General features: G+C 42.7%; 27 protein-coding genes and 3 pseudogenes. 20 read left to right on the top strand and 10 right to left on the bottom strand.

Annotation, left to right across the window (positions count from 1 at the left end; genetic code table 11):
* Positions 1–26 precede the first annotated feature (26 nt).
* Complete coding sequence (locus CDG79_RS08595) at positions 27–1,199, bottom strand: Re/Si-specific NAD(P)(+) transhydrogenase subunit alpha (RefSeq protein ID WP_094341764.1); 1,173 nt, start codon at positions 1,197–1,199, stop codon at positions 27–29.
* A 762-nt stretch (positions 1,200–1,961) separates the two neighbouring features.
* On the opposite strand from CDG79_RS08595, the gene CDG79_RS08590 reads away from it, so the two are divergent.
* The 7 genes from CDG79_RS08590 (at position 1,962) to CDG79_RS08560 (ending at position 6,097) form a co-directional block, all read left to right on the top strand.
* A complete protein-coding gene (locus CDG79_RS08590) occupies positions 1,962–2,474 on the top strand; it encodes a DUF2808 domain-containing protein (protein ID WP_094341763.1) in 513 nt (170 codons plus the stop codon).
* 131 nt (positions 2,475–2,605) lie between these two features.
* On the top strand, positions 2,606–2,740 hold the full coding sequence (gene rpmH / locus CDG79_RS08585; protein WP_094327629.1) for a 50S ribosomal protein L34: 135 nt from the start codon (positions 2,606–2,608) through the stop codon (positions 2,738–2,740).
* Between the two features lie 25 nt (positions 2,741–2,765).
* Positions 2,766–3,188 (top strand): ribonuclease P protein component, encoded by a 423-nt coding sequence (gene rnpA / locus CDG79_RS08580; RefSeq protein WP_094341762.1) that lies wholly within the window; start codon positions 2,766–2,768, stop codon positions 3,186–3,188.
* Positions 3,175–3,567 (top strand): PH domain-containing protein, encoded by a 393-nt coding sequence (locus CDG79_RS08575; RefSeq protein WP_094327631.1) that lies wholly within the window; start codon positions 3,175–3,177, stop codon positions 3,565–3,567. Before rnpA ends, CDG79_RS08575 begins: the two co-directional genes overlap by 14 nt.
* Before the next feature lie 153 nt (positions 3,568–3,720).
* Positions 3,721–4,875, top strand: a complete 1,155-nt coding sequence (yidC, locus tag CDG79_RS08570; protein ID WP_094341761.1) for a membrane protein insertase YidC — start codon at positions 3,721–3,723, stop codon at positions 4,873–4,875.
* Entirely contained in the window at positions 4,872–5,402 is a 531-nt protein-coding gene (locus CDG79_RS08565) for a Jag family protein (protein ID WP_094341760.1), read from the top strand. Before yidC ends, CDG79_RS08565 begins: the two co-directional genes overlap by 4 nt.
* A 176-nt stretch (positions 5,403–5,578) precedes the next feature.
* The gene (locus CDG79_RS08560) at positions 5,579–6,097 is read left to right on the top strand and encodes a YceD family protein (protein ID WP_094341759.1); all 519 of its coding nucleotides are present in this window, start codon (positions 5,579–5,581) and stop codon (positions 6,095–6,097) included.
* Between the two features lie 183 nt (positions 6,098–6,280).
* Here CDG79_RS08560 and CDG79_RS08555 read toward each other — a convergent pair whose 3' ends face one another.
* A complete protein-coding gene (locus CDG79_RS08555) occupies positions 6,281–6,709 on the bottom strand; it encodes a putative toxin-antitoxin system toxin component, PIN family (protein ID WP_094341758.1) in 429 nt (142 codons plus the stop codon).
* A complete protein-coding gene (locus tag CDG79_RS08550; protein ID WP_094327679.1) occupies positions 6,709–6,930 on the bottom strand; it encodes an AbrB/MazE/SpoVT family DNA-binding domain-containing protein in 222 nt (73 codons plus the stop codon). Before CDG79_RS08550 ends, CDG79_RS08555 begins: the two co-directional genes overlap by 1 nt.
* Before the next feature lie 162 nt (positions 6,931–7,092).
* On the opposite strand from CDG79_RS08550, the pseudogene CDG79_RS08545 reads away from it, so the two are divergent.
* Positions 7,093–7,209, top strand: a pseudogene (locus CDG79_RS08545) (YceD family protein); the annotation flags it as partial.
* 369 nt (positions 7,210–7,578) lie between these two features.
* On the top strand, positions 7,579–8,166 hold the full coding sequence (locus tag CDG79_RS08540; RefSeq protein WP_094341757.1) for an SMI1/KNR4 family protein: 588 nt from the start codon (positions 7,579–7,581) through the stop codon (positions 8,164–8,166).
* Between the two features lie 70 nt (positions 8,167–8,236).
* Here the strand turns inward: CDG79_RS08540 and CDG79_RS08535 are convergent, their stop codons facing one another.
* Complete coding sequence (locus CDG79_RS08535; protein WP_094341756.1) at positions 8,237–8,935, bottom strand: HEAT repeat domain-containing protein; 699 nt, start codon at positions 8,933–8,935, stop codon at positions 8,237–8,239.
* A gap of 64 nt (positions 8,936–8,999) precedes the next feature.
* On the opposite strand from CDG79_RS08535, the gene CDG79_RS08530 reads away from it, so the two are divergent.
* The 3 genes from CDG79_RS08530 to CDG79_RS08520 all read left to right on the top strand — a co-directional run bounded on the left by CDG79_RS08530 (position 9,000) and on the right by CDG79_RS08520 (position 12,812).
* Positions 9,000–10,511, top strand: coding sequence for an AAA family ATPase (locus CDG79_RS08530; protein WP_094341755.1), 1,512 nt, complete (start codon positions 9,000–9,002; stop codon positions 10,509–10,511).
* A 118-nt stretch (positions 10,512–10,629) separates the two neighbouring features.
* Complete coding sequence (locus CDG79_RS08525; protein ID WP_094341754.1) at positions 10,630–11,154, top strand: SH3 domain-containing protein; 525 nt, start codon at positions 10,630–10,632, stop codon at positions 11,152–11,154.
* 317 nt (positions 11,155–11,471) lie between these two features.
* Positions 11,472–12,812 carry a peptidoglycan-binding domain-containing protein gene (locus tag CDG79_RS08520; protein WP_223278061.1) on the top strand — a complete coding sequence of 447 codons (1,341 nt, stop codon included), beginning with the start codon at positions 11,472–11,474 and terminating at the stop codon, positions 12,810–12,812.
* Positions 12,813–12,855: 43 nt separating this feature from the next.
* Here CDG79_RS08520 and sbcC read toward each other — a convergent pair whose 3' ends face one another.
* A complete protein-coding gene (sbcC, locus tag CDG79_RS08515; protein WP_094341752.1) occupies positions 12,856–15,882 on the bottom strand; it encodes an exonuclease subunit SbcC in 3,027 nt (1,008 codons plus the stop codon).
* Between the two features lie 457 nt (positions 15,883–16,339).
* Here sbcC and CDG79_RS08510 point away from each other — a divergent pair, with 457 nt between their 5' ends.
* The gene (locus CDG79_RS08510) at positions 16,340–16,771 is read left to right on the top strand and encodes a hypothetical protein (protein WP_094341751.1); all 432 of its coding nucleotides are present in this window, start codon (positions 16,340–16,342) and stop codon (positions 16,769–16,771) included.
* Positions 16,772–16,812: 41 nt separating this feature from the next.
* A complete protein-coding gene (locus CDG79_RS08505) occupies positions 16,813–19,074 on the top strand; it encodes a tetratricopeptide repeat protein (protein ID WP_223278060.1) in 2,262 nt (753 codons plus the stop codon).
* Positions 19,075–19,176: 102 nt separating this feature from the next.
* Here CDG79_RS08505 and CDG79_RS08500 read toward each other — a convergent pair whose 3' ends face one another.
* The 3 genes from CDG79_RS08500 to CDG79_RS08490 all read right to left on the bottom strand — a co-directional run bounded on the left by CDG79_RS08500 (position 19,177) and on the right by CDG79_RS08490 (position 19,935).
* Positions 19,177–19,407, bottom strand: coding sequence for a type II toxin-antitoxin system HicB family antitoxin (locus CDG79_RS08500; protein ID WP_094341749.1), 231 nt, complete (start codon positions 19,405–19,407; stop codon positions 19,177–19,179).
* Positions 19,404–19,643 (bottom strand): type II toxin-antitoxin system HicA family toxin, encoded by a 240-nt coding sequence (locus tag CDG79_RS08495; protein WP_094341748.1) that lies wholly within the window; start codon positions 19,641–19,643, stop codon positions 19,404–19,406. The genes CDG79_RS08500 and CDG79_RS08495 overlap by 4 nt, the downstream gene beginning before the upstream one ends.
* Before the next feature lie 73 nt (positions 19,644–19,716).
* A complete protein-coding gene (locus CDG79_RS08490) occupies positions 19,717–19,935 on the bottom strand; it encodes a hypothetical protein (protein ID WP_189524925.1) in 219 nt (72 codons plus the stop codon).
* A 103-nt stretch (positions 19,936–20,038) separates the two neighbouring features.
* Here CDG79_RS08490 and CDG79_RS08485 point away from each other — a divergent pair.
* From CDG79_RS08485 to bchM, 4 genes and pseudogenes are all read left to right on the top strand, one after another.
* A pseudogene (locus CDG79_RS08485) lies at positions 20,039–20,254 on the top strand (magnesium protoporphyrin IX methyltransferase); the annotation flags it as partial.
* Between the two features lie 574 nt (positions 20,255–20,828).
* Positions 20,829–22,400, top strand: coding sequence for a group II intron reverse transcriptase/maturase (ltrA, locus tag CDG79_RS08480; RefSeq protein WP_223278059.1), 1,572 nt, complete (start codon positions 20,829–20,831; stop codon positions 22,398–22,400).
* Positions 22,401–22,433: 33 nt separating this feature from the next.
* Complete coding sequence (locus CDG79_RS43540; RefSeq protein WP_223278058.1) at positions 22,434–22,721, top strand: HNH endonuclease; 288 nt, start codon at positions 22,434–22,436, stop codon at positions 22,719–22,721.
* A 6-nt stretch (positions 22,722–22,727) separates the two neighbouring features.
* A pseudogene (gene bchM, locus CDG79_RS08475) lies at positions 22,728–23,198 on the top strand (magnesium protoporphyrin IX methyltransferase); the annotation flags it as partial.
* A 124-nt stretch (positions 23,199–23,322) separates the two neighbouring features.
* Here the strand turns inward: bchM and CDG79_RS08470 are convergent.
* Positions 23,323–23,601 carry a hypothetical protein gene (locus tag CDG79_RS08470; RefSeq protein ID WP_094341746.1) on the bottom strand — a complete coding sequence of 93 codons (279 nt, stop codon included), beginning with the start codon at positions 23,599–23,601 and terminating at the stop codon, positions 23,323–23,325.
* 111 nt (positions 23,602–23,712) lie between these two features.
* Here CDG79_RS08470 and CDG79_RS08465 point away from each other — a divergent pair, with 111 nt between their 5' ends.
* Complete coding sequence (locus CDG79_RS08465) at positions 23,713–24,192, top strand: hypothetical protein (protein ID WP_094341745.1); 480 nt, start codon at positions 23,713–23,715, stop codon at positions 24,190–24,192.
* A 107-nt stretch (positions 24,193–24,299) separates the two neighbouring features.
* Positions 24,300–24,677, top strand: a complete 378-nt coding sequence (locus tag CDG79_RS08460) for a DUF423 domain-containing protein (protein ID WP_094341744.1) — start codon at positions 24,300–24,302, stop codon at positions 24,675–24,677.
* A 42-nt stretch (positions 24,678–24,719) separates the two neighbouring features.
* On the opposite strand, the gene CDG79_RS08455 is transcribed toward CDG79_RS08460, so the two are convergent.
* A complete protein-coding gene (locus CDG79_RS08455) occupies positions 24,720–25,106 on the bottom strand; it encodes a collagen-like triple helix repeat-containing protein (protein ID WP_143855447.1) in 387 nt (128 codons plus the stop codon).
* Positions 25,107–25,390: the final 284 nt, after the last annotated feature.

The raw sequence follows: 25,390 nt of genomic DNA, 5'->3' as shown, positions 1-25,390 counted from the left end.
CCCCTGCTCCCTCATCTCCCTCATCCCTAATTAACCGCCGATTGTTGAGTACTCAAAGCTTGTAGCGCATCCCGCACTCGTTGATTGCGAATTTCACCAGCGTGGGTAACGCAAGCTGCATCAACGATGTCGTCGCTAAAGTCTACTTGCAAAACTTTGTCTTTAATTAGCAGTTGCATCAATGATGTTACGTTCTTGGCATACAATTGGCTGGCATGAATTGGCATCGATGATGGGAGATTGATGGGGCCGATAATTGTCACGCCGTTCCACACAATATCTTTACCGGGTTCTGTGCAGGCGCAGTTACCACCTTGGTCAGCAGCCAAATCTACAATCACTGAACCGGGTTTCATTTGTGCTACCATTTCTTCTGTAACTAGCCGTGGTGCTTGTCTCCCAGGAACTTGGGCGGTGGTAATTACAACATCAGAATTTTTGACGTGTTCGGCGACAACTTCTTGAGTGCGTTGTTTGCTAGCTTCAGAAATTTCCTTGGCGTAACCACCAGCGGCGACGGTTTCTTCGTCTAATTTGACTTCAACGAATTTTGCCCCTAAGCTTTGCACTTCTTCTTTAACGGCGGGACGGATATCAAAGGCTTCTACCACTGCACCCAAACGTCTGGCGGTAGCGATCGCTTGCAATCCGGCTACACCAGCGCCCATAATAAATACTTTCGCTGGAGCGATCGTCCCTGCGGCTGTGGTTAACATTGGGAAATATTTTGGTAATGCAGCTGCCGCAATTAATACTGCTTTGTAACCTGCTAATGAAGCTTGCGAGGACAAAGCATCCATACTTTGCGCCCTGGTAGTACGGGGAATCATCTCCATACTCAAGGCTGTGATTTTCCGATTTGCTAGTTGCTGCGCCACAATAGGATTTCCCAAAGGATTAAGGAAACTTACTAATACAGCCCCTTCTTTTAACAAATCAACTTCTGAGCGTCCATCTTCTCGTTCTTGTGGTGGGCTGACTTTCAGCAGAATATCTGTTTCGCCCCATAATTTGGCAGTATCGCGGATTATTGTAGCTCCTGCGGCTTCATAGTCAGGATCGCTGAAAAAAGATCGCTCTCCTGCACCTGTTTCTACCCAAACTTCCAAACCTTGCTTTACCAATCGAGCAACGGTGTCAGGAATTAATGCCACACGACGTTCACAAACTTCAATTTCTTTAGCAACTGCTATTCTCATGAAATCTCCTGAAGATAAATACCTAATCTCTGCCAAGTAAGCGATTGTCTAGATGAGGGAATATCCCGCACTCATAGTACTTAGGCAGGAACATCAACCATGACTTTTACTTGTAGATGGAACCTTGAATCTTTCCTCTCCCACTCTTAGCTCTCCAGGCAAAGCCTGACTTTGCCGCTCGCAGATGTCATATTTTCAGATAGTTGCAAACAGGGTTACGTATTGCACATCCTAAGTTGATTCCCAAATTTTGCATCTTTATCTTTAGCTTGTTTTCGGGATTGAGAAATTTTGGTATTCCTTTCTTATAGAGTAATATTGACCGAATTTTTGAAGCTTGAGAATTTCCAAATCAAATTTTAATGATTACGAATTTCATTCCAACTTATCTTAATCAATTTATCTCAAGTTAACTGGCGATCGCTGATGGCATCCCTCAATTTTTATAACAAAACTCTCAAATTTAGATACACTTGTACATATTTAGAAACACAATCAAATCCCGACTGTATTTATATTTAGTTGAAAATTTGACCAACCTAGTCATCAAATCAGTACTCTGTAAGGGTAATGAAGTAAATTGATTATTGGTTAAATTTACTACTAAGGAATTTTACTGTCGCCCAAACATCAGGGAGAATGGCACTTTTTGTTGTTACGGAACGTCAATTGTCAGGAAGTGAGTAGTAAACTTTAGTAACGAATACTAACACACGGTTATTTTAGATAACAGATTTATTTTTTGGTAGAGGAAGCTCAATTATGCGACGTTTACTTTCCGCTTTAGCCGTGACTAGCTGTTTAGTGACTGCATTTCCAGCCCTGACTTGGGCAGATAGCTTACCAGGATTTACACTCTTTAGCGGTGTTAAAGCCGACAATCAACTGCCCTTTCGGTTAGATTTTGGCGGACAAGCCAATGGTTGGGATCGATACATATTAAAGATTCCAGCCAAAAGAATGAAATTGGCAGTTGGTCAATTTGCCATTACCTACCCCGATTATTACAAAGGAACTTTTGACCAGAAAGAAATTGAAGTCCGAGTCAAAGGCAAAGCAGTTCCACTTTCTGAGGTGAAGTGGGACAAAGAAGGTAAGCTGATTAATATTTATCCTCAAGAGCCGGTGCCAGCAGGTAGTGCAGTTGAGGTAGTCTTTTCTAACGTGAAAAACCCATCCTTCGGCGGAGTTTACTATTTTAATTGTCAAGTTCTCTCCCCTGGCGATGTACCACTACTGCGCTACCTGGGAACATGGATTTTGAGCATCAATTAAGACTGGGGAATGGTTACTGGAGACTGGGCAGATAAGGGAACAAGAGGAACAATCAATTCCCAATTCACTAAAAAAGGTGATACAGTTAGAGATTGTGAGTTTTTATAAAAATCACCTAAGAGGAGAAGAGTATGAAAAGAACACTAGGCGGCACTAGCCGTAAGAGAAAAAGAACCTCTGGTTTTCGCGCCAGGATGCGGACACCAGACGGTAGAAACGTGATTAGCGCTAGGAGAAGAAAGGGTCGTCACCGTTTGAGTGTTTAGGACATATTGAGCTAAAAGAGCATCTGTGGCTTTGCCTAAAGCAAATCGGCTAAAATACCGCAAGGATTTCCAGGCAGTTTTCCGGGAAGGAATTCGGCGTAATGGCTCTTACTTAACATTGAGAGCCTTAAAGCCGTTGTGTTCAAGAAAACCTTCTTTGGACACTGCCACCCAGACTACACCAGCAATTGACTCAGTAAATCTTGCCAGTACGCGAATTGGTATTTCCATAAGCACAAAAGTCAGTAAAAGGGCAGTGGTTCGCAACCGAATCAAACGGCAAATTACCTCTGCTTTATATAACTTGCTACCCAAATTATCACCAGGATGGCGGTTAGTGTTCATTGTCAAACCCACAGCAGCAGAATCTAAGTGCGTAAGCCCACAATTTCTGCAAGAATTAGAGCAGTTGTTGGCACAAGCTGAGGTGTTCGATGGGAATTCGTGAAGATGTTTATTATGAAGGTGGCCCCCATATTGGGGATTTAATTGTCAACCTGCTAATTGGGTTAACTGTTGTTGGAATACCATTAACAGTTGGAGCAATTGTTAGGGCATTGTGGCTGCGTTTCCGCATCACCGATCGCCGAGTTACCGTAATCGGAGGTTGGCAGGGGCGCGATCGCACTGACATAATTTACTCAGAAATTGTCAAAGTTGTTACGATCCCCCGTGGCATTGGTTTGTGGGGAGATATGGTACTAACCCTCAGAAATGGCAGTCGTCTCGAATTGCGTGCAATTCCCAAATTTCGGGAAGTCTATGACTACATTAATGAAAGAATTGCTGCGAAAAATCCCGAATATAGCGCTACTGCTAACAAGTGATCGAAGCAAGGGGAGGGAGAAGAACCAATGCTCAATTCCCAATGCCCTATTAGAATGTGCGGCTATCCGTAGCTAAGGGTAGTCGCACATAATTAATGATTTAGATAAATTAGATTCAGTCAGTTTACAGTACCTCAGGTTGAATTCAGAATAATGGATTTTGGTATCGGCTTTCTCTCGAACAACGTGATGCTGCCAATCATAGATTTCTTCTATGGTATAGTGCCTAGCTACGGATTGGCGATCGTTGCTTTGACATTGATAGTCCGCTTCGCGCTCTATCCCCTGAGTGCTGGCTCAATTCGCAACATGCGGAAGATGCGAATTGTACAACCTCTAATGCAGAAGCGGATAGCAGAAGTTAAAGAGCGTTATAAGGATGAACCGCAAAAGCAGCAGGAGGAAATGGTCAATGTCCAAAAAGAATTTGGCAACCCCTTGGCAGGCTGTTTTCCATTACTAGTACAAATGCCGGTCTTATTAGCGCTGTTTGCTACTTTGCGGGGTTCGCCTTTTGCAAGTGCGAACTACAGCGTTAACTTGCAAATCCTTCCCGCAGAACAAATCGAGCAAATTCAACCGCAAGCCTTTGCTACTGCTCCTCAAAATATTTATGTTGCGGATGGGGAACACGTTAAAGTAGCTGCAATCCTTCCCAGTGGCAACAAACTGGCGGTGGGAGAACAAACTAAGATCCAATATCAGACTGTTGAGGGCAAACCCTTTCAGGTACTTTTAGCAGAACACCCAGAAAATAAGCTAGTTCCTGATTGGAAAGTCACCAAAGGGGAAGAGCGGATAAAAATTGATGCTGATGGCAATGTAGAAGCCTTGCAACCGGGAGAAGTTAGCATTCAAGGAACAATTCCTGGACTAGCAGCAGAAAAAGGTTTTCTATTCATTGATGCTTTAGGCAGGGTTGGCGCACAAGATCCTGATGGCACAATCCACTGGGATATTGTCGCCATGATTGTCTTCTTTGGAATCAGCCTTTATGTTAGCCAAATGCTTTCTGGGCAAAATTCCAGTGGTGGTAATCCCCAGCAGGATACCGTTAACAAAATCACTCCAGTCATCTTCTCTGGGATGTTTTTGTTCTTTCCCCTACCAGCCGGGGTGCTGATGTATATGGTGATTGGTAATATTTTTCAAACCGCACAAACTTATCTTCTTTCCCGCGAACCTCTACCAGAAGAACTGCAAAAAATTGTAGAAACTCAGGAGAAAGAAGCAACAACATCTACTGGACAAAAAGCATTGCCATTTGAACCGAAAAGCTCTAAGAAAAAGGCCACAGGGGGATCATGAGTAACATTTCGATGCAGCGAGGTCAGCAGTGGTTAAAAACCCTGCTGGAACTCACTGGAGTCCCTGCTGAGATTCAGGGTCATTTAGAAACGGCCCAATCTCAAGAAGGCGATTCCCCAGAACCAGATAATTACTGGTTGACAATCGATCAAACTAATCTGACAACAGAACAAATCCAGGTATTAATTGGTACTGATGGTTCTGTGTTAGATGCGATTCAGTATCTAGCAAATTCGGTTTTAAATCTGAGCCAACCCCCAGAAGAACAAGCCTCTTACACTATTGAATTGAATGGCTACCGGGTCAAACGAGAAGCCGAAATTCGCGCATTAGCAGAAGCAGCGGCCGATGAAGTGCGCTTTTCTGGTAGAGAAGTAGAAATCAAATCCCTCAGTTCTGCTGAAAGGCGGCAAATCCATACCTTCTTGAAGGAATTTGGAGATTTGGAAACCTTCAGTCGCGGCAAAGAGCCACATCGTCATCTGGTTGTGCGACCAGTTTCTTCGGAAGAAGAGAGACGCGATTAATCGCGTCTGTACAAGGGTGAGGAGAGACGCGATTAATCGCGTCTGTACAAGGGTTAATTGAAAGCTCAATATAATTTCAAAATTTCTCTTGTTCCTAAAAGCTAAAATAAAGATGTAGTATCAGTATTATTGCTGATAATGACCATTAATTTTCGTGAGGATGTCTCACAAATCCTATGGACGCAATTTATATTCCGCAGCTAACCAAAGCCCCGGAGCGGACAGAGGAAGTTCAAGTTGAGGAATTTCTGCCTGGTCTGGAAACGTTGACACCAGTTCGCGGTCATGTGCGCGTGCAGCATCATGGCAGTTACCTGGAAGTATCCGCTCAGGCAGAAACAATTATTACTTGTACCTGCAATCGCTGCTTGCAGCAATACAATCGACGCTTAGGGCTTGATACAAAAGAAATCATCTGGTTAGACGAAACTGCAAATCAAGTAAATGACTTGCCCCTAGAAAGGGAAGTAGTTTTGGAAGAATTGCTTGAAACCCTACCACCCGATGGTTATTTTTATCCCAACGAATGGCTGTATGAGCAGATGTGCTTGGCAGTACCTCAGCGTCAATTGTGCGATCGCAATTGTCCAGGTATTCCTGTAAGTAGTACTGCTGAGATTTCTGATAGTCCTGATACTCCAGTTGATAACCGTTGGGCTTCTCTAGAAGCTTTGAAAAAGCAACTTCCGAACTAATAGCCTATTGCTTATGCCTAAAATTATATGATTTACCGCCCGTGCGTAGTTTACCGCCGTAGGCATCGCTTTCGGGAATATTAACTCGACAGAGACAGCATGGGTGGTAAATATACGAGGCTTGTAAGTAGTGGGAAAACTTATGGCAACAAATACCACTTTTACAAGGCATCACCGGAAAAATTAGGGTGACTGACCATCAATAACATTTAGAAAATCTTCAGCCGTGATAATCGGGCAAGAAAAATTATCTTTTAGACTGAGTAAATCGCGATCGCCGGTCACGAGATAATCAGCCTCACCGATCGCAGCCAAAAGTAAAAAAGGCACATCAAACGGATCGCGACATTCAGGAATTACAGGCAAGCGGTCGGGCATCGCTACAGCTTCACAAAAGAGTATGTAATCCGATAGTAAATCTTCTTGCTCAGTTGGCGTGAGCTTAAACTTTGGATAAGCCAGCACTCGGATTAACTCAGTTGTTGTCGCTTTAGAAACCAGGGGAGTGAAGAGATTGTCCTGCCATGCCAAACGAAGCCTAGATACTCTGCCCCCAAATATCAGCGCCGAGATGATGATATTAGTATCAATTACCACCCGTGGACAAACCATTACGATTGACGCGCCCAAGCCACTGCATCAGCCACATCCTGCTCACTCAGTCCTAAATCCGCCAGCTTAGATCGAACCGCATCAGCCCGATGAATTTTTACAGGAGTCAGAATAATTTGCCCCCCCTCCACCTTTACCTCAAAATACTCAGCCTCACCGATTTCACGAGTAATACTTTTAGGCAGCGTTAGTTGATTTTTAGAAGTTAACTTGGCGAGCATGACTTGCCTCCTAGTCTTTGCTATCAAATGTAAGGATTCCTTACTTGAGTATATAAATTCTACCTTACTAAATCTAAAACCTCCCAGGTTTGGTAACAGAACATTAAGAGCATCTTAACCAAGGTGATTTCCCGCCCGTGCATAATTTACCGCCGTAGGCATCGCAATTGTCCAGGTATTCCTGTAAGTAGTACTGTTGATAGTTCTGATAGTCCTGAAACGCCAGTTGATAACCGTTGGGCTTCTCTGGAAGCTTTGAAAAAGCAACTTCCGGGATAGTAATTTGATAATTCGTTAGACTGAAATCTGGACTTACAACAATAAGCCTGTGTAGACAAGCTTATTGTTTTGTATTTTATTAAATACTTTTGGTAAGATTTGATAGTCATATTTCTATCTAAAAGATAGCCAAAATTGTTGTATTTCATCAATTACTAAAACTAAGTTAATCATAATGTTCAGAAGCTCTTACTTCAACTAATATTAAATAATCTCCTTTTCAAAAATTACAAAAAATATTTATTTCTCTAAATTATTAGTTTTTTAATTAAGTAAACAATGTTTAACATAAAAATTTATCAATTAATACTATTAAAGCTTTTTTTGTTAAACTACTGATTAGTTAACTTTCAATAAAAAAATCATATAATGAAGACTTTTGACTGGAAAAGTCGTATTAGAGAATGGAGCCGTCAGCGAATAGAAGCACTTGAAGAGTATGAGCAGGAAGAGTTACCTCCAGAAATTATTGAATCTGGATCTCTAGGCTATCCAGGTGCAACTGAAGAGCAAATCTCTGCTGAGGAAGCTAGATTAGGTGTAACCTTTCCGTCTTCTTACAGAGAGTTTCTCAAAGTTTCCAATGGGTTGCATTCTACTTCAGAGTATGGCATCAAATTTTCTTCAGTTGAAGAAATTCAGTGGTATATTTTAGATAGAGAAAGCTATATAGATGAGTTAATAGAACTGCACCAGGATTTGGAACCAATACCAGACGAAGAATATTTTGTTTACGGTAATGAGCAATCTTATATTCGTGTAGAACATCTACAAACGTGTCTAGAAATTAGTAGTGAGGAATATTTTATGATTTTTTTACTTAATCCTAAAGTTATTAGAAGTGATGGTGAGTGGGAAACTTGGTACTTTGATTCTAAATATGGAGATGCACAAAGATATCCATCTTTTGGTCAAATGATGGAAGAAATATTAAACGATCCAGAATTTTTAGGATAAACTACGCGAAACACAACCCCCTGAACCACAAGAGGAGAAGTTTTCCAGATATCGTGAAAAGTCAGACCTATTATTCAGTTTGGTTATTTTCTTCTTTCATTTGTTCTAACAATGGACGAAATGAAGAATACGAAGTATAGCCATTTATATTTATTCCTCTTACTTTTAACGTCCGCAATAGTTTCAAACGAGTACAAAATTCTGCTGTTTTGTCTATATGAATTAAAGCGTCAATTATCTCTTTATTCCACTTAGCAAGATTTGTAAAAGCATCAACGCATAACTTGTAAGTATATTCATCGGAACTTTTATAGATTAAATCAATTAGAGCATTAACAGCCTCTCTATTACCTTTTGCAATAAATCCTAAACTATAAGCAACATACTGCCGAGTATGTTCTTCTTCAGTTATTTGTGCCAAACTTATTAGACTAGTAATTGCATATTGATTACCAACAGCAATTTTTGCCAAATTCTGAGCTGCTATCCTGCGGGTAGGTATACGAGCAGTGTTGATTTGCTCAATCAGAGTTTGGATAACATCATTATTATCAGTACCAATTTCGCTCAAACTTTGAATTACTGCCCAGCGTGTTGGTTCATCAATTGTGGTACGTACTACATGAATCAAGGCAGCTATTACATCCGGGTTATTAGCACCAATAAATCCCAAATGTTTAACAGTCTGTTTGAGAATAGCGTTATCTTGACTTGTGCATAGTTGCTGAACGAGAAAAGCAATATTGTATTGTTCTTGCTGGTTACTCATTGGCTTTCTGAACCAAGAAAGTTGTACATTGCGTTCAAGAGAAACTAACCAATAACAGCTATATATGAACTTCCGTGAAGAGTTTAAACTGCTGCTACGCGCCCGTTACCCCTTAATTTATATTCCCACTTATGAGGAAGAACGGGTAGAAGCAGCAATTCGGGAAGAAGCAACCAACCAGGGTAATCGCCCAGTCTATACTTGGGATTTTGTCGATGGCTACCAGGGAAACCCCAATGATGTTGGGTTTGGGCGACGTAACCCCCTACAAGCTTTAGAATTTATCGAAAAATTACCAGCTTCTGCGCCAGCTGTATTGATTCTCCGAGATTATCATCGCTTTTTAGATGATGTTGCGATCGCTCGCAAACTCCGCAATCTCTCCCGACTTCTAAAGTCGCAACCAAAAAATATTGTCCTATTGTCGCCACGCATCGCCATTCCTGACGATTTAACTGAAGTTTTGACAGTCGTCGAGTTTCCCTTACCCGCCGCCCCAGAAATTAAAACTGAGATAGAACGCTTACTACAAAGTACTGGTAACTCACTTTCTGTCCAAGTTTTAGATGATTTGGTGCGTTCTTGTCAAGGACTTTCGATGGAACGGATTCGCCGGGTTTTGGCAAAAGCGATCGCTACCCACGGCGAATTGCAACCAGAAGACGTGGATCTGGTTTTGGAAGAAAAGCGCCAAACTATCCGCCAAACCCAAATCCTGGACTTCTACCCCGCCACTGAGCAAATTTCTGATATCGGCGGATTGGATAACTTGAAAGACTGGCTAATCCGTCGGGGAGGCTCATTTACTGATAAAGCCCGACAGTACGGATTACCGCACCCCCGTGGTTTAATGTTGGTGGGTATTCAGGGAACTGGTAAATCGTTAACAGCAAAAGCGATCGCTCATCACTGGCATTTACCCTTACTACGTCTGGATGTAGGCAGATTATTTGGTGGTTTGGTGGGTGAATCAGAATCTCGAACTCGGCAAATGATTCAAGTAGCTGAAGCCCTCGCTCCCTGTATATTGTGGATTGATGAAATAGATAAAGCCTTTGCCGGAGTTGGTAGCAAAGGTGATGCTGGAACAGCCAGCCGGGTGTTTGGTACTTTTATTAACTGGCTAGCCGAAAAAAGCTCACCCGTTTTTGTCGTCGCTACCGCCAACGATATCCAAGCCTTACCGCCGGAAATGCTCCGCAAAGGGCGATTTGATGAAATTTTCTTTGTGGGTTTGCCCACCCAAGAAGAGAGAAAAGCAATTTATGATGTTCATTTATCCCGATTGCGCCCCCATAACTTGAAAAGTTATGACATTGAAAGGTTAGCTTATGAAACGCCCGATTTTTCGGGAGCAGAGATTGAGCAAACTTTAATTGAAGCGATGCATATTGGATTTAGCCAAAACCGTGACTTTGCTACTGACGATATTTTAGAAGCAGCGAGTCAGATTATCCCGTTGGCGCGAACTGCTGTAGAGCAAATTCAGCAACTCCAAGAATGGGCGGCGGCTGGGAGAGCGCGTTTAGCATCGAAACACAATCCTTTAAGCGATCGCCTCCGGCGCACTACGTGAACGCTTCAACAGTAGCTACAATAATTGATTAGTTAATAATTGCTAGTTAATAGCCAATAGTTAATCATGAATTACTATTGACTATTGACTATTTACTACTGGCAATCGGGTTTTAATTATGTTGTCTGGCTTAACAAAATTTATACTTGGGTTTTTCTTAGCGATCGCTGTATTGGTAGGTGGCGGCGTTGCAGTTGCACTCTATTTCATGAATCGCACCGGCATACCTCCTGCCAAACCCGTTTTTTCCAACGATAGCCCCTCGGTAAAAGCCCAAGCTCCAAAAGGAACTCAGCCTGGAGAAGGCAAACCCAGCCTTACGCCTGAGACATCGACTAAATCGTCTCCAACCTCCACTCCCACAGAATCGCCAAAGGCTACCCCATCACCAAAACCTTTGCCATCGGGAGCTTACCGAGGGCGTGTTAGTTGGGCTGAAGGCTTGAGTTTGCGATCGCAACCAAATCAAGAAGCTGAAAAAATTGGTGGGGTTGCTTTTAATCAAAAAATTATTATTTTGTCAAAAAGCGAGGACAAAGCTTGGCAAAAGATCCGTTTGGAAGGTAGCGAACAAGAAGGTTGGGTGAAAGCAGGTAATACTGAAAAAGTTGATGAACAACAGCCTGAAAAACCAGAGCAATAAAAATTCTATAAATAAATTTTGTTGCTCTGAAACTAGGATGGCTCTTTTAATTCTTTCTCCCTTCTAAGAGTAGATCCCCTCCCCCTGGCTATTCTGGTGAATTACTTGTAAAGAATCATACAAAAAGCAAGCATAACACAGAGAAACTGGTATAATCCTCCATAGCCATAACTTGAAAAAAGCAAGTGAAAACAGGGGTAAATAGTTATTTAACTAAGCTTGCCTCAGTCTATGAGGCATCCAAAAGTGTCAAGACTGTTCCTAGCGTAGCTAATTTCAAATTTTTGAATTGGAAAAAGTTATCTAGCGGTGCGTCAATGCGTCTTTTATCTGTGGCACTGATTACAGGGCTTCTGAGTATAGCTGGGCAAGCTTTAGCACTTCAGAAAATCGGAAGTAATGGGCCGGAAGTTAGCAGTAGCCAGAGATGTTTAAAAAAATTAGGCTACTTTAACGGCCCTGTTACAGGTAAGTTTGCTGGTTTTACTCAAAATGCTGCGATCAAATTTCAGCAAGCAAACAGAATACCTGCTGATGGGGTTATAGGTGTTAATACGCAACAGGCTTTACAACGAGCATGTCAAAGTAGAACTGCTGGTAGGAATAATAGTACCGCATCGCGTAGGCGCAGCCCACCGCAGGCATCGCCAAGTGGCCAATATCCTGTTCTCTCTCAAGGCAAAACTGGTGCAGCCGTGACAAGGTTACAACAGCGTCTGCGGCAGTTAGGTTACTTGAATGCTAATCCCACTGGAAATTTTGGCCCAAAGACTAGAGATGCTACGATCAAATTCCAGCGAAATTATGGGATAGCTGCTAACGGGATTGTGAATCAACAAACTTGGAACGCACTGCTAGGTTCGTCTCCAACTCAAGCCAGAACCAGTCTCTCTACCCAACAAGTCAGAGAACTACAAGTGCGGTTGCGGCAGTTAGGTTATTTTAATACTAATCCCACTGGGACTATTGGCCCGGTAACTAGAAATGCTGTGAGCAAATTCCAGCAAAATAATCGCCTACCTGTAGATGGCATTGCCAATGCTCAAGTTTTGGAGGCAGTGCGTAGAGTCTCTACAGGCGGATCTGTTACTCAACAACCGAGCAGAGATTATCTGACTGTAGGCGATCGCGGAGATAATGTCACATTAGTTCAAGAGCGTTTATCGCAGTTGGGTTTCTCTAATACCAATCCTGATGGATTTTTCAGCGATTACACCAGAGATACTGTGATTGCATTCCAGCAATATTCTCGAATTAATGCTACTGGAAATGTAGATTGGGCAACTTGGCAAGCATTAGGTTTGAATAGCTCAACTGGGGGCAATTATACTGAACCTAATAGTTATGCATCAACTCCTAATAATGACTATGTAGCACCTCAAACTTATCGCTCTGTATTACCTCCTAGTGGTGGTTATGTAGTACCTGTTACCAATGGCAACACATTAGTTGCTAGTAATCCTTACAGAGTAATAGTGCCAATTTCCAGTAATGATACTCTGATTAAAGTGCAACAATATATACCTGATGCTGTTACAGAGCAATCCCATCTAGGGGATTATGTGAATGCTGGAGCATTTAGCGATCGCGCCCAAGCCGAAACCCTAACGAAAAAGCTCCGCTCATTAGGTCTGGATGCACGGGTAAAATACAATTGAATTAGGGACTGGGGATTGGGGATTGGGGACTGGGAAGATTTGATTAAATTGACAAACTCAGCTGCGAACCTTCCTGAGTTTTATTCACCTCAATTCTGGCTTGGAAAGCTTCTTTGAGGTGGGGCATGTGGGTGACAGTGAGAATGCAGGCAAAATCAGAGGATATCGCATTAATCGCTGCAATCAAGCGATCGCATCCTTCGGCATCTTGTGTACCAAAACCTTCATCCACAATCAACAATTGCAATGCCGCCCCCGCCCGTTGTGCTAATAATTTCGCCAGTGCCAAACGGATGGCAAAGTTAATTCTAAAGGCTTCTCCACCAGAGTAAGTTTCATAAGATCGCGTTCCTCTAGAATCGGCAATTAAAATATCTAGGGTGTCTATCAACTTGGCATTTTTCTTGGTTGATTTAGCACTACGTCCAGCTTTTTGAGTAATAAATTGTACGTGAAACTGATTGCCGCTCAACCGCGAAAGTAGTTGATTTGTCTCGGCTTCCAGTTGTGGTAACACATTCTCAATCATCAGTGCTTGGATACCATTTTTACCAAAAGCCTGCGCTAATTCCTGATAAACACGATATTCTTGCTTGCAAGATTGTAATTGCTGCTGCTGTTGTTCATACTGAATTTGCAGCGTTTCCAGTTGATGCGCCAACTGTTCTAAACGCCCCAATTTTGCTATTTGCTCATCAAGTTGCCGTCTGCGGATTGCTAACTGCTGCTCTAAAGCTTGAATTTGGGCAGATGGGTTAGCTGTTGCTTGTAATTGCTGGATAATGCTTTCGATTTGTCCACCAAGTTTTTGCCGTTCCGTGACTCTGGCGCTTCTGGATTCCTCTAACTCTTGCAATCTCGTCTGGAGTTGGGGATACTGCTGCTGGGCTGATAAGAGTTGTTGATAGCGCAAATGCCAAGATTGAGCTTTCTTTACAGCTATCCGTAGATTATTGTGCTGCTCAGAACTGTAGCCGATTTCGGTAATGTGCCGCTCAAGAGCCGCGATTTGTTTAGCGCATTCAGAATCAGTCTGTTCCTGTTGGATTCTGGCTTGTAATTGGGCAATTTGGGATTGTAATTCTGGTTTTCGGACTAATAGTTGCCCTTGTCGCTTATTTGCATCTTTAATCTGCCCTTGTTTGATTTCTGCCCATCGCCACCGTTCAACTTCGCTGCGGGCGAGGGCGTGGTCTTGTTCATTATAATTAGCTTGTTGCAAATATTGGTCTAACTGCCGGAGTTCGGCTTGTTTATCGACAGCATAATCACCAGCTTGGAGCGATCGCTCTAAATGCTGTTTTTCGGCAGCAATTTGTTGTAACTGTTGTTGGACATCAGTTGTAGCTTCTAACTGTGCTGCCAACTGTCCCCGTTGTTCGCGTAAACCATCGTAGCCTGCCAATTGTTGGGATATATCGCGATATTCCTGCCTGAGTGTCTGAATTTCTTTGTCTGACACAGCCAATTGTTCCCGCAGTACCCAAGACTGCCCTTGAGTATCCTCTAATTCAGTCTGGGTTTTTTCCACCACCCGACTCCAGTGATGTTCGTCTAAAGGACGCTCACATAATGGACAAAGTGCTTCAGGATTTTGGAGCATTTGCAATTTTTGCTCTAATTCTCCCAGCTGTTTTTGATAATCCCGTTGATGAGCTTGTAGACGTTCGATAAAGTGCCGCCTTTCTTGCCCTTTTTCTTGCACTCGTTGCAGATAAACCCGCTTTTTCTCCAGTTCCTCAATCTGGATTCCCACATCCATCACCGCTTGTTGTAGTTGCGGTTGTCGTCGCTGCTGGCGTTGCAATTGATTCTCAGTACTTTGGAGTTGTTCGAGTCGCGCTAATAAACCAGCATGAGTGCGATCGAGTTGGTTTTGTAAAGTTGCTCGTTGTTGCAACAACGGAGTCACTTGCATTTGCAGTTCATCTAAGCGATTAACATAGTGACGGGCTGCGGCTAGTTGTGACAAAGCAGCTTCGACTTCACCTGATTTAGTTAGAGTTTGCTGAATATCTCGCTCTTGTTGCTGCAAAGCTTCGATTTGGGCTTGGGCTTGTTGCAGTTGCCGTTCAATTTCGTGAATTTGTTTGGTAAGCTGTTGTTGCTTTTGTTGGCGAGTCTGCCCAGCGCGGGTGTATTCTTCAAATTTGGCAGCAAAGGCTTCTTCTTGAGATTGGAGACTTTGATATTCGGCGTATCCAGCTTTAATCTCAGCTTCTTGGTGTAATATTTTTTCTAAATCTGATAGCTGAGAGCCAATAGCTGATTGTTCTTGTTGGAGGCGATCGCAATCTTGGGTAAGATTTTGGTATTGCTGCTTTACAAAACTGAGTTGTTGTTCCCAATTTTGGCGCTGGTGCTGGACAACTTGCAAACTTTGTAATTGAATATTATCAAAAGCTTGCACCTGTTGCAGCTGGTTGAGTTCGGCTTCTAACTCGACTCTTTGCGCTTGGGTTGTCTCGCGTTGTTGCAACTGAATTTTAATCGACTCCAAAGAACGCTCTAACTCTAATGCCCGTGCTTTGAACTGACGAGAAGATTCCTTTGCCCGTTCTTCCAAATCATCGTACTGATTGAGTTTCAACAACTCCGCTAAAATTTCTTTGCGTTCCGTCGGGCGCTTGAGCATGAATTCATCTGCACGACCTTGACGTAAGTATGCAGAATTAATAAATGTATCGTAATCGAGCTTGATATGTTCTAAAATCAAATCTTGAGTAGCCCTTACCCCTTTGCCAGTGAGTGAGCGAAACCCAGATGGGATTTCGATTTGAAATTCGAGGACGCTAGTGCCGCCCCGAATTCGGGTACGAATCACCCGATATTTTTGCTGGTTACTTTGGAAAGTAAAATCAACTCGAACTTCTTTTGCGCCAGAATAGATGACATCATCTTCAGCAGTGGCACGGCTTTCACCCCAAATTGCCCAAGTGATTGCTTCTAGAAGCGAAGATTTACCCGCACCATTGGAACCCGAAATACAAGCCGTATGCAAACCGCGAAAATCTAAAGTTGCATCACGGTAACTAAGAAAGTTTTTGAGGATGAGTTGTACTGGGATCATTCAGGCTATAGCGCCACATCTACTTTTAATAATTAACAGTACAGATGCACTGTTTGTTAGTTTAGCTATCTAGATATCAGGTTTCTAGTCTTGAAGACATCAATTTTACAAAATTTAACAATAGGATGAGTAAATTTTTCTTGTTGCCTGAATAACTTTTGCTGTCTTTGGAGAAAAATAAAACTTATGTGGAGGTTTCTTGTTATTTGTGCCTGTTATCTGAGAGAAAAACATTCATAGAAGAGTGGTTACAAGCATTGAGATTATTGGGCTAAATTTCGCGTCAAAGTCAGGACTTACGCAAACAATACCCGAAACCCTTATTTTAATGTAGGGGCAGCCCCTACAGCGTGTACTTTTGCGTAAGTCCTAAAGGTAAAAGAATCAAGGTGATAGGGGAAAAAGCGTTAATATACTCAGTAAAAATGTACATTTCTGAGATAGAGATCATAAACCAATGGATATAGCTCTAATCGTTAAATTTCTCGCTCCCTGTCTGCCATATCTGTTGAATGTGGGTAATAAAGCCGTAGAAGGGGCATCACAGAAAGTAGGTGAAGATGTGTGGAATAAAGCCAAGGCGATTTGGGGAAAGTTATATCCCAAAGTAGAGGCTAACGCAGACGCGAAAAAAGCAGCCGAAGCAGCAACGAAAAATCCAGGGGATGAAGATTACCAAGCAGCGTTCCGGGCGCAATTAAAAGATATTTTAAACTCTGATACAGCATTGGCACAAGAGATAGGCAAGATTTTGCAAGAAACAAAATCTGCTGATAGTTCTGTTAGTCTCAATGCTCAATCTTACGATGAAAGTATACAGATAAATACAGCAGGTAATGTTAATAATCCAAATTATGACTTGAGTAGGAATATCAACAGCCCAAAGTAACCATTACTGTTTTTGGTGCTGCACAGCAAGAAATATTGGAGTTGCTAGAACGCAGTACCAAAATAGAATCGCCGGGGGTTCTCAAAGCAGGGAATCCCGGTAAAAGTTTGGCTTACTGGCAAGGAAGAACAGCAGAAATCGCCCAAATACAGCAATGGTTAACTAATGAAAATACCTTTTTAATTGGTATAGAAGGCATTGGTGGCACAGGTAAATCGATGCTGGCTGCTAAAATTTATGATGAAATTGCGGGTTTCCCCAAACGATTTTGGGCTGATGTCAGTAACAGGGCAGGTTTTAGCGATTTAGCTCGCCAAGTCCTCACAGAGTTTGGCTTTCCCGTTCCAGAACAAGAAGCGCAGTTAGTAGAGGCGCTAATTAGGTGTTTACGTTCTGGGCAATTTTTACTGATTATTGACAACCTGGAGAGTTTATTACAATCTGATAGACTGTGGGGAAGTCTGTTTTACGGTGACTTTTTCAATGCTTGGGTGGAATCTGGCGGTAATAGTAAGATGCTAGTCACCACCAGGGAAAGACCAGAATTAAAAGGCTTTGAGTGGCTATCCTTGAAAGGTTTGCAACTAGATGAAGCAGTAGCAGTGTTAACTGTATTAGGCATTCGGGGAGATTTAACGCAGTTTGTGGAATTAGTAGATGGACATCCCCTACTGTTGAGATTGGTAGCAGACTTATTAAAAGAAGAATATCCCCAAGACCCAGACTTAAGCAGATTAGCAGATTTAGGCTTAGGGAATTTGCGGCAGTTGTTGACAGATTCCCAAGTGGTAGGTATCCATCGCCGGGAAAATGTGGGGATGGTGTTGGTATTGGATGCCAGTTTTAATCGGTTGAATGAGTTACAAAAGGTGTTGTTGCTGAATATTAGTGTTTATCGTGGTGCGATTGACAGTGCAGCAGCAGTGGCTATGTTGCCGGTAAGTTCAGCAGCCGAGATTGAGGGAGAATTGAGGAATCTGGTTAAGCGTTCTTTGTTGGTAGAAAAACTCAATGGTAGGCGGCGGTTTGAGTTTCAGGCAGTGGTGTTGGAGTATGTGCGGTATAAAGCTGGCGATCGGACGGAGGCGCATCAAAAAGCCATTGGTTATTATCGCTCAATCGCTAAACAACCACCTTGGACGACAAAAGACGATATTAAAGAATACTTGGAAATCTTCAATCACTTTTATCAGTTGCAAGATTATAACTCTGCCTTTGATAGCATTTGGGTTTGCGATGATTTTTTAACCTTACAGGGTTATTACATAGACCAAGTAGAATTATATGGGCAGTTGGTAAATAAATGGGAAGAAATTGACGATAGAGAAAATTGTAATTATCGGGCTTCTCTGACTTCATTAGGCAATGCTTACTTTTCCTTGGGGGAGTACCCACGAGCGATTGAGTTCTTCCAGCAGTCTTTGGATATATCCAGGGAGATAGGCGATCGCAATACTGAAAGCAAATCCTTAATGAATTTGGGTCTTGCTTACTTTTCCTTGGAAAAGTACCAACGGGCGATTGAGTTATTCCAGCAGTCTTTGGATATATCCAGGGAGATAGGCGATCGCAATACTGAAAGCAAATCCTTAATGAATTTGGGTCTTGCTTACTTTTCCTTGGAAAAGTACCAACGGGCGATTGAGTTCTTCCAGCAGTCTTTGGATATATCCAGGGAGATAGGCGATCGCAATGGCGAAGGTAATTCCTTGGGCAATTTGGGTAATGCTTACTTTTCCCTGAGACAGTACCAAGGGGCGATTGAGTTCTTCCAGCAGTCTTTGGAAATATTTAGGGAGATAAGCAATCGCAATGGCGAAGGTAATTCCTTAATGGGTTTGGGCAATGCTTACTTTTCCCTGAAACAGTACCAACAAGCGATTGAGTTCTACCAGCAGTCTTTGGAAATATTTAGGAAGATAGTCGATTACAATGGCGAAGGTGCTTCCTTAATCGGTTTGGGCAATACTTACTACTCCATGAGACAGTACCAACGGGCGATTGAATTCCACCAGCAGTCTTTGGAAATCAAAAGAGAGATAGGCGATATTCGAGGGCAAGCAATTGCCTGGTGTAACTTAGGTTTGGAATTGGAAAAAGTTGGCCAAGAATCAAATGCGCTGGGTGCTTATCGTAATGCCAGCGAACTATATAAGACTATGAGACTCGATGCTGATGTGCAAGATTGCAACAACGCAATTGAGCGTCTTTCGCAATCAAAAACGCCAGTAGTTTCTCGCCGTGGGTTTTGGGCGTGGTTGTATCGGTTGTGGCGTTGGGTACGCGCTTGGTTCCGGCAGTGATTTTGTTTTACGCACAGAAGAGGCTTTATAGAGTGCGATATTGTAGGATATCTTAATGAAATGTAACGCACTAACCACACCTAAATCTCTATCAACCCACAACTAAGCTACTTGCAGAGGCTTTGTAGGTAGCATTCTTGGTTCTGGCAATGGTTTATTCTCTTCAGAAAGCATTTCCACAAAAGCCTCGATTACTTCCTGACCATTTTTGGCAGCTTCCTCGTAAGTTCTACCATGTGTATGAAATTGTTGCCAAGGGAACTCAGGCAAGTGAACTAAGAAAAGTTGATCCTCTTGTGACCATTGAATCACCATACTGTAGTGATAGATCATTCTTCACCTTCCTCGTTTACAAGTTTTTCGAGTTCTTCCAGCTTTTTCAGCACCCGTTGAATGCCTCTTTCTAAATATAGCGGAGCATCATCACCATCTTTACCAGGAATAGTAAGGGGTTCTTCCGGTAGTATTGGATGTTTCCAAAATGTATGGCTTCCTTTGCCTCGTCCTGGCTGAAGGATATACCCAACTTTTGCTACCATTGCTTTCAATTCTCTTACTTTCTTTGGCATTGCTCCTTAGTTACCAACTTCTTAATTTATTATAATCATTGGAATATAGTGCGATCGCAAGTTCAACAACCCGTCAGAGCATCAGCATAGTACACAGTAGTTTCTCGCCGTGGGTTTTGGGCGTGGTTGCGTCGGTTGTGGCGTTGGGTTTGCTCTTGGTTTCGGCAATCGCTCTTGTCGATTCCCATCTTAATGATACACTCATCACCTGACCCAACAGCGATCGCAATTGACCAATGCGGTGGGTAACTGAAATAGGGTATTCTGATGCTAAAGAAAAAACTTGCTCCAAACCCATAGCCGCAAACTATATCTGGAAAAATCTGGAAGACCGCTCTTATGGGTTCCTATCAATGATAATTTTAAGTATTGGGAACCCCTAAAAATCAAAGTTTATGAACGTAGCCGACGACAAAACGATTGTTCGCGAATATTTCAATTCCACAGGGTTTGACCGTTGGAAGCGAATCTATGGCGATGGCGAAGTCAACAAAGTTCAACTAGACATCCGCAATGGACACCAGCAAACGGTGGATACAGTTCTCGGTTGGCTGAAGGCTGATAACAATTTACCAGAGCTATCAATCTGTGATGCTGGGTGTGGTGTCGGTGTGCGATTCGTTTAACCTAAATGAGTAGAAATACTCAGGGACGGTTAGCTTGGTTCATAGAACCATGACAACTGAATGACCATGTAGGTGTAAGTCCTACCCTGCAAGTGCAGCAGTGACAGCATCTTCCCTACGGTAGCGACTAGCCATCAATCCGTAAAGCGGGAAAAAAAGGAGTTCTTACTGGCAGCCTAAAGCTGGTATTCCTCCAAGCAAGAATCTATGAGTAGCGCAAGCGAAGATACGTCTGAACCATCGTCACGCATACCCAGCGAAATAAGGCTACACACGCTGGAGCCAAAAGGCAAAGGATAAGGGACTGGCAATACCGATTTGACCAGTATGCACTCCCAACAAACCCGGTGGATAGTATCAACTCTAAAGATTCAACCAATGGTCATTCGGAACGAAGTAACCTATTGTTCTCTCTCAGGCAGGTCGATAACTGAGTAGGTGCTAACCGCATGAGGCAATAGGCAGGATTGAGTCAGAAGCGAAAGCCTCGCTGTAATGGCGAGGATATGCTGACGGACTCACGATGAATTGGATTGTAAAGTCACAAGTAGCAATGAATATGTCTAAAACGCGACGAATCAATCTTAAGCCAGCAGAAAAAGCAATCCGCCCGGATACGCCAATTCCAACGGTAAAGGATGACCAATCGACGGTGGAATGGAAACACATTAACTGGCGAAAACTAGAAAAACGTGTTTACAAGTTGCAAAAAAGAATTTACAGAGCCTCATCTCGTGGTGATGTCAAAGCAATACGCAGACTCCAGAAGACACTGATGAAGTCCTGGTCAGCAAAGGTCTTAGCGGTCAGAAGGGTAACACAAGACAATCAAGGCAAGAAGACTCAGGGTGTAGACGGCATAAAATCGCTGACTCCAAAGCAACGTTTCGCCTTAGTTGCCAAATTAAAACCAAAATCAAAATGTCGCCCAACTAGGCGGGTATGGATTCCCAAACCCGGAGAAGAAGAGAAGCGACCACTGGGTATCCCTACAATGTATGACCGAGCCTTGCAAGCACTTGTCAAGATGGCATTAGAGCCAGAATGGGAAGCGCGATTTGAACCCAACAGTTATGGATTCAGACCAGGACGCTCATGCCATGATGCGATTGAAGCAGTATTTACAGCAATTTGCAATAAGCCAAAATATGTACTGGATGCTGACATTGCAAAATGCTTCGACCGTATCAACCATAAGGCACTGCTAGAAAAAATAAATACATTCCCCACCATTCGCCGTCAAATACGTGCGTGGTTGCAAGCGGGAGTGATGGACAAATTGCAGTACCAACAGACATCTGATAGCGAAGCGGGCGCACGTACCCGTGCGACGGGAACGCCGCAAGGCGGGGTCATTTCTCCACTACTTGCCAACATTGCCCTCCACGGAATGGAAAATCAGATAAAGCAGTATGCTGAAACACTGCCAACCAGAGCCGGCTACGGTAAAAAAGTTAACCGTGCAAGCCTAAGCCTAATCCGATATGCCGACGACTTCGTAATTCTCCACGAAGATGTAACCGTTGTCCAAAGATGCCAGAGTATTATCTCTGAATGGTTAAAAGGCATGGGTCTTGAACTAAAGCCAAGCAAAACACGCCTAACCCACACCTTAAATCAGTGTGAAAATGAAAAACCTGGATTTGAATTTCTTGGTTTTAATATTAGGCAGTTCCATGTGGGTAAAAACCACTCAAAACTAGGCTTTAAGACAATCATCACCCCAAGCAAACAAAAGCAAAAGATACATTACAAACGAATAGCTAGTATCATCGATGACCATAAGGCAACGCCACATACGGCGCTAATCAGCCGACTAAACCCGGTAATCAGAGGATGGTCAAACTACTACTCGACAACGGTAAGCAAGAAAACCTTTGCCGCAATAGATAACTTAATGTATCCAAAGCTAAAAGCTTGGGCAAATCACCGCCACCCCAACCAATCAGCAGAATGGGTGTCAAAGAAATATTGGCAAAGTATTGGCGGAGATAATTGGGTATTCGCAACTAACCAAAAAGGTGAAAATCCAATGCGGTTACATTCACACACGGAAACAAAAATTGTCTGTCATGTGAAAGTTAAAGGCGATGCCAGTCCTTATGATGGCAACCTAATTTACTGGAGTTAAAGAATGAGTAAACACCCTGAATTAAGTACAAGGATGTCCTTACTACTTAAAAAGCAAAAAGGGAAATGTACTCACTGCGGATTGTATTTTCGAGAGTTAGATTTACTGGAGATTGACCACATAATCCTTTTAAGTAAAAAGGGAAAAGACGAATACAAAAATCTCCAGATTCTACACAAACACTGCCACGATACCAAAACAACCGAAGATGATTCGGTTGGAGGTACGCACGACAAGCGCCAAGTCATTGAGGAGCCGGATGAGGTGAAAGTCTCACGTCCGGTTTTGAAGACGAGCGGTACCCGTGAGGGAGTCGCTTAGTTTAACAGTCTCAGCATTCCCCTAGCGGTAGATGGTGCCAAGGTCTATGCCGCCGATATTTCTGAGAAAATGGTGGAAGAAGGCAAGGATAGAGCCAAACAAACCTTGGGAAATGATGAAAATCCCACTTTTGCCGTGCAGGATTTGGAATCGTTAAGTGGGAGTTACCATACCGTTATTTGCTTGGATGTTCTCATCCACTACCCCCAAGAAAAAGCCGATGAGATGATTTCTCATCTCTGTTCTTTGGCACAGTCGCGGATAATTCTCAGTTTTGCGCCCAAGACCTGCGCTCTGACTATACTCAAGAAAATTGGTAGTTTTTTTCCCGGGCCAAGTAAAGCGACTCGTGCATATTTGCATCGTGAGGCTGATGTGGTGAAAATTTTAGAAACTAATGGTTTTTCATTGCAACGAAAGGCGATGACGAAGACTCGCTTCTATTTTTCCCGCCTGCTGGAAGCTACACGCAACTAAGGTGAAAATCGCAGCAAGAGGTCTATTTACCTTTGCTGCGATTTGACAATTTCAAGGCTTAACACTGGCAGGTATTGTAGTTAGCGCTAAGTTCTGATTTTGCTTATCGCTCTGATTGGGAGCATCAGTAAATATTATAAAATAAGCTGATGGCGATCGCCGATGATCCTAAGAAAATAATTCCAGGAAGTAACCAGATTTCCCTTGTATTCCGATAAATTTTATCCTTAGAAGCTTTGATAGAGGATACAGCTGGTTCAAAATTCTGGGATGCTGATTTAAATGGTTGCAGGAATTGTTCAATTTCGGTGTTATCAAATGGTTTAATTTGTCGAAATATTGCATGATTACTGGGTATGTTGTATGTATTTAATACCCTTGCTTCTTCAAGAAAGGCAGGCAAAAAATTTGATGCAAAAGCTAAAAAATCGTCGCTGGGAGTAAATTGATATATTGGAAGCTTTGCGAAAGTAAGGTTAAAATCGCTAGCAAAGTGTAAATCTGAAGTGAAGCTATGAAAACTGCTGAAAAATTGGCTGCTGGTTGGCTACTGACACTCGGATTCATGTTTCTCACGCTATCAGCAACAGCTATAGTGGAAAAAGTTGCTACAGGTAAAGCCATCTTAATACCCACAGACAAGTATGATTTTACTGCGCCAAATGCTACTTACGAAGATGATAATACTGCTGTTGGCGGTCTAATTTTTGGTGTGCCAACTTTAACATTGGGGACATGGTTAGCATTGGGATTGTATCGTCAAAGTCGGCAAGAGAAAAAGGCGCTTAATCAACAAGTTAGCGATCGCCTGCAATCGATTTTTTATGAGATGCTAGAAGAAAATCATGGGCGCGTAACTGTTTTAGGCTTTGCAATGCACTCACAACTGCCCGCAACCCACGCCAGACAATATTTAGATGAAAAAGCTAAAGAATTCAATGCAAACTTTAAGGTGAACGAAGAAGGGGCTGTATCATATCATTTTGATGTCTAATTGTCATTTGTCCTTTATTCTTTCTTATTCACTAATGACCAATGACCAATGACCAATGACCAATGACCAATGACCAATGACTAATAATCAACTTACGGCTAGGTCTAATGACGCAGATTTTTTTGAGCGTAGCTGCCATTTTAGGCGGTTTGTCAGTTGCTGCTGGTGCTTTTGCTTCCCATGCCTTACGGGAAAAAATTAGTGAGCGATCGCTAGAAATTTTTGAAACTGGCGCTCGCTATCAAATGTATCATGCTCTTGCACTTTTTTTAGTAGCAATACTAATTAGTTGTACCGAGTCCCCTCAACCCACTCTCGTAGCCAGTGGATGGCTGTTTCTCGTTGGTATTGCTATTTTTTCAGGTAGCTTGTACGCCCTTAGTTTAACTGGTATTAAATCCTTGGGAGCGATCGCACCACTCGGCGGTGCAGCTTTTCTTGCTGGTTGGGGTACTTTAGCTTTTGCTGCTTGGAATCCCCAGTGAAGTATAAAGGGGAAAATTAGTCACTGAGGCAATATGAAATTTTTAGAATGCGGGAATTCCAATACCTGGTCTACCGTTGCTACCATTTCTACCAGGCTCGCCCTTATCGCCCTTTGCACCTGGGAGGGTGACAACCGTTGTAACGCCGTTCAATCCTGGTAGTCCCCTTTCACCTTTATCGCCCTTGTCACCCTTAATGCCCGGTATTCCTCGTATTCCCGGTATACCTTGCAACCCGCGCAGTGACTTAATCCCCTGATAAAGTGCGATCGCTGTCAGTGCGGTAGTCAGCGCAGTACCTGCTTTCCCTAAAGCATCTCCCGCAATACGTTTTGCCTGTTCTCCAATACTTTCGGCTTCTGTTGCCTTTTTATAAGCAGTAGTGGCAATGTTGTAGAGCGTGCTTCCATCGCTATCCTTAATCACCAAACCTGTAACACCGTCACTAACAAATACGTTGTTAATGACGGTTAGTGCGCCAGAGTTAATTGAGAAGCCAGATTGGATTAGTCGCTCCGTACCGTGACAGTTGCCGTACAGGTAGGGTGTTGACTTTGGGTGTTTTAAGGTGATATTTTTTCATACATATAGCGGTATGCATTTGAATGAGATACGAACTTGTGTACTATAGGTTTGATTTACTGAATTTAAGAGTTACTTGGAAGACTTGATACTGGTTCTACGTATTCAGTGATGCAATAGCAACAATGAGT

The organism is Nostoc sp. 'Peltigera membranacea cyanobiont' 232 (assembly GCF_002245985.1).
GTDB lineage: Bacteria > Cyanobacteriota > Cyanobacteriia > Cyanobacteriales > Nostocaceae > Nostoc.
The sequence above is the reverse complement of the archived record's forward strand: the minus strand, read 5'-3'. Positions and strand labels throughout refer to the sequence as shown.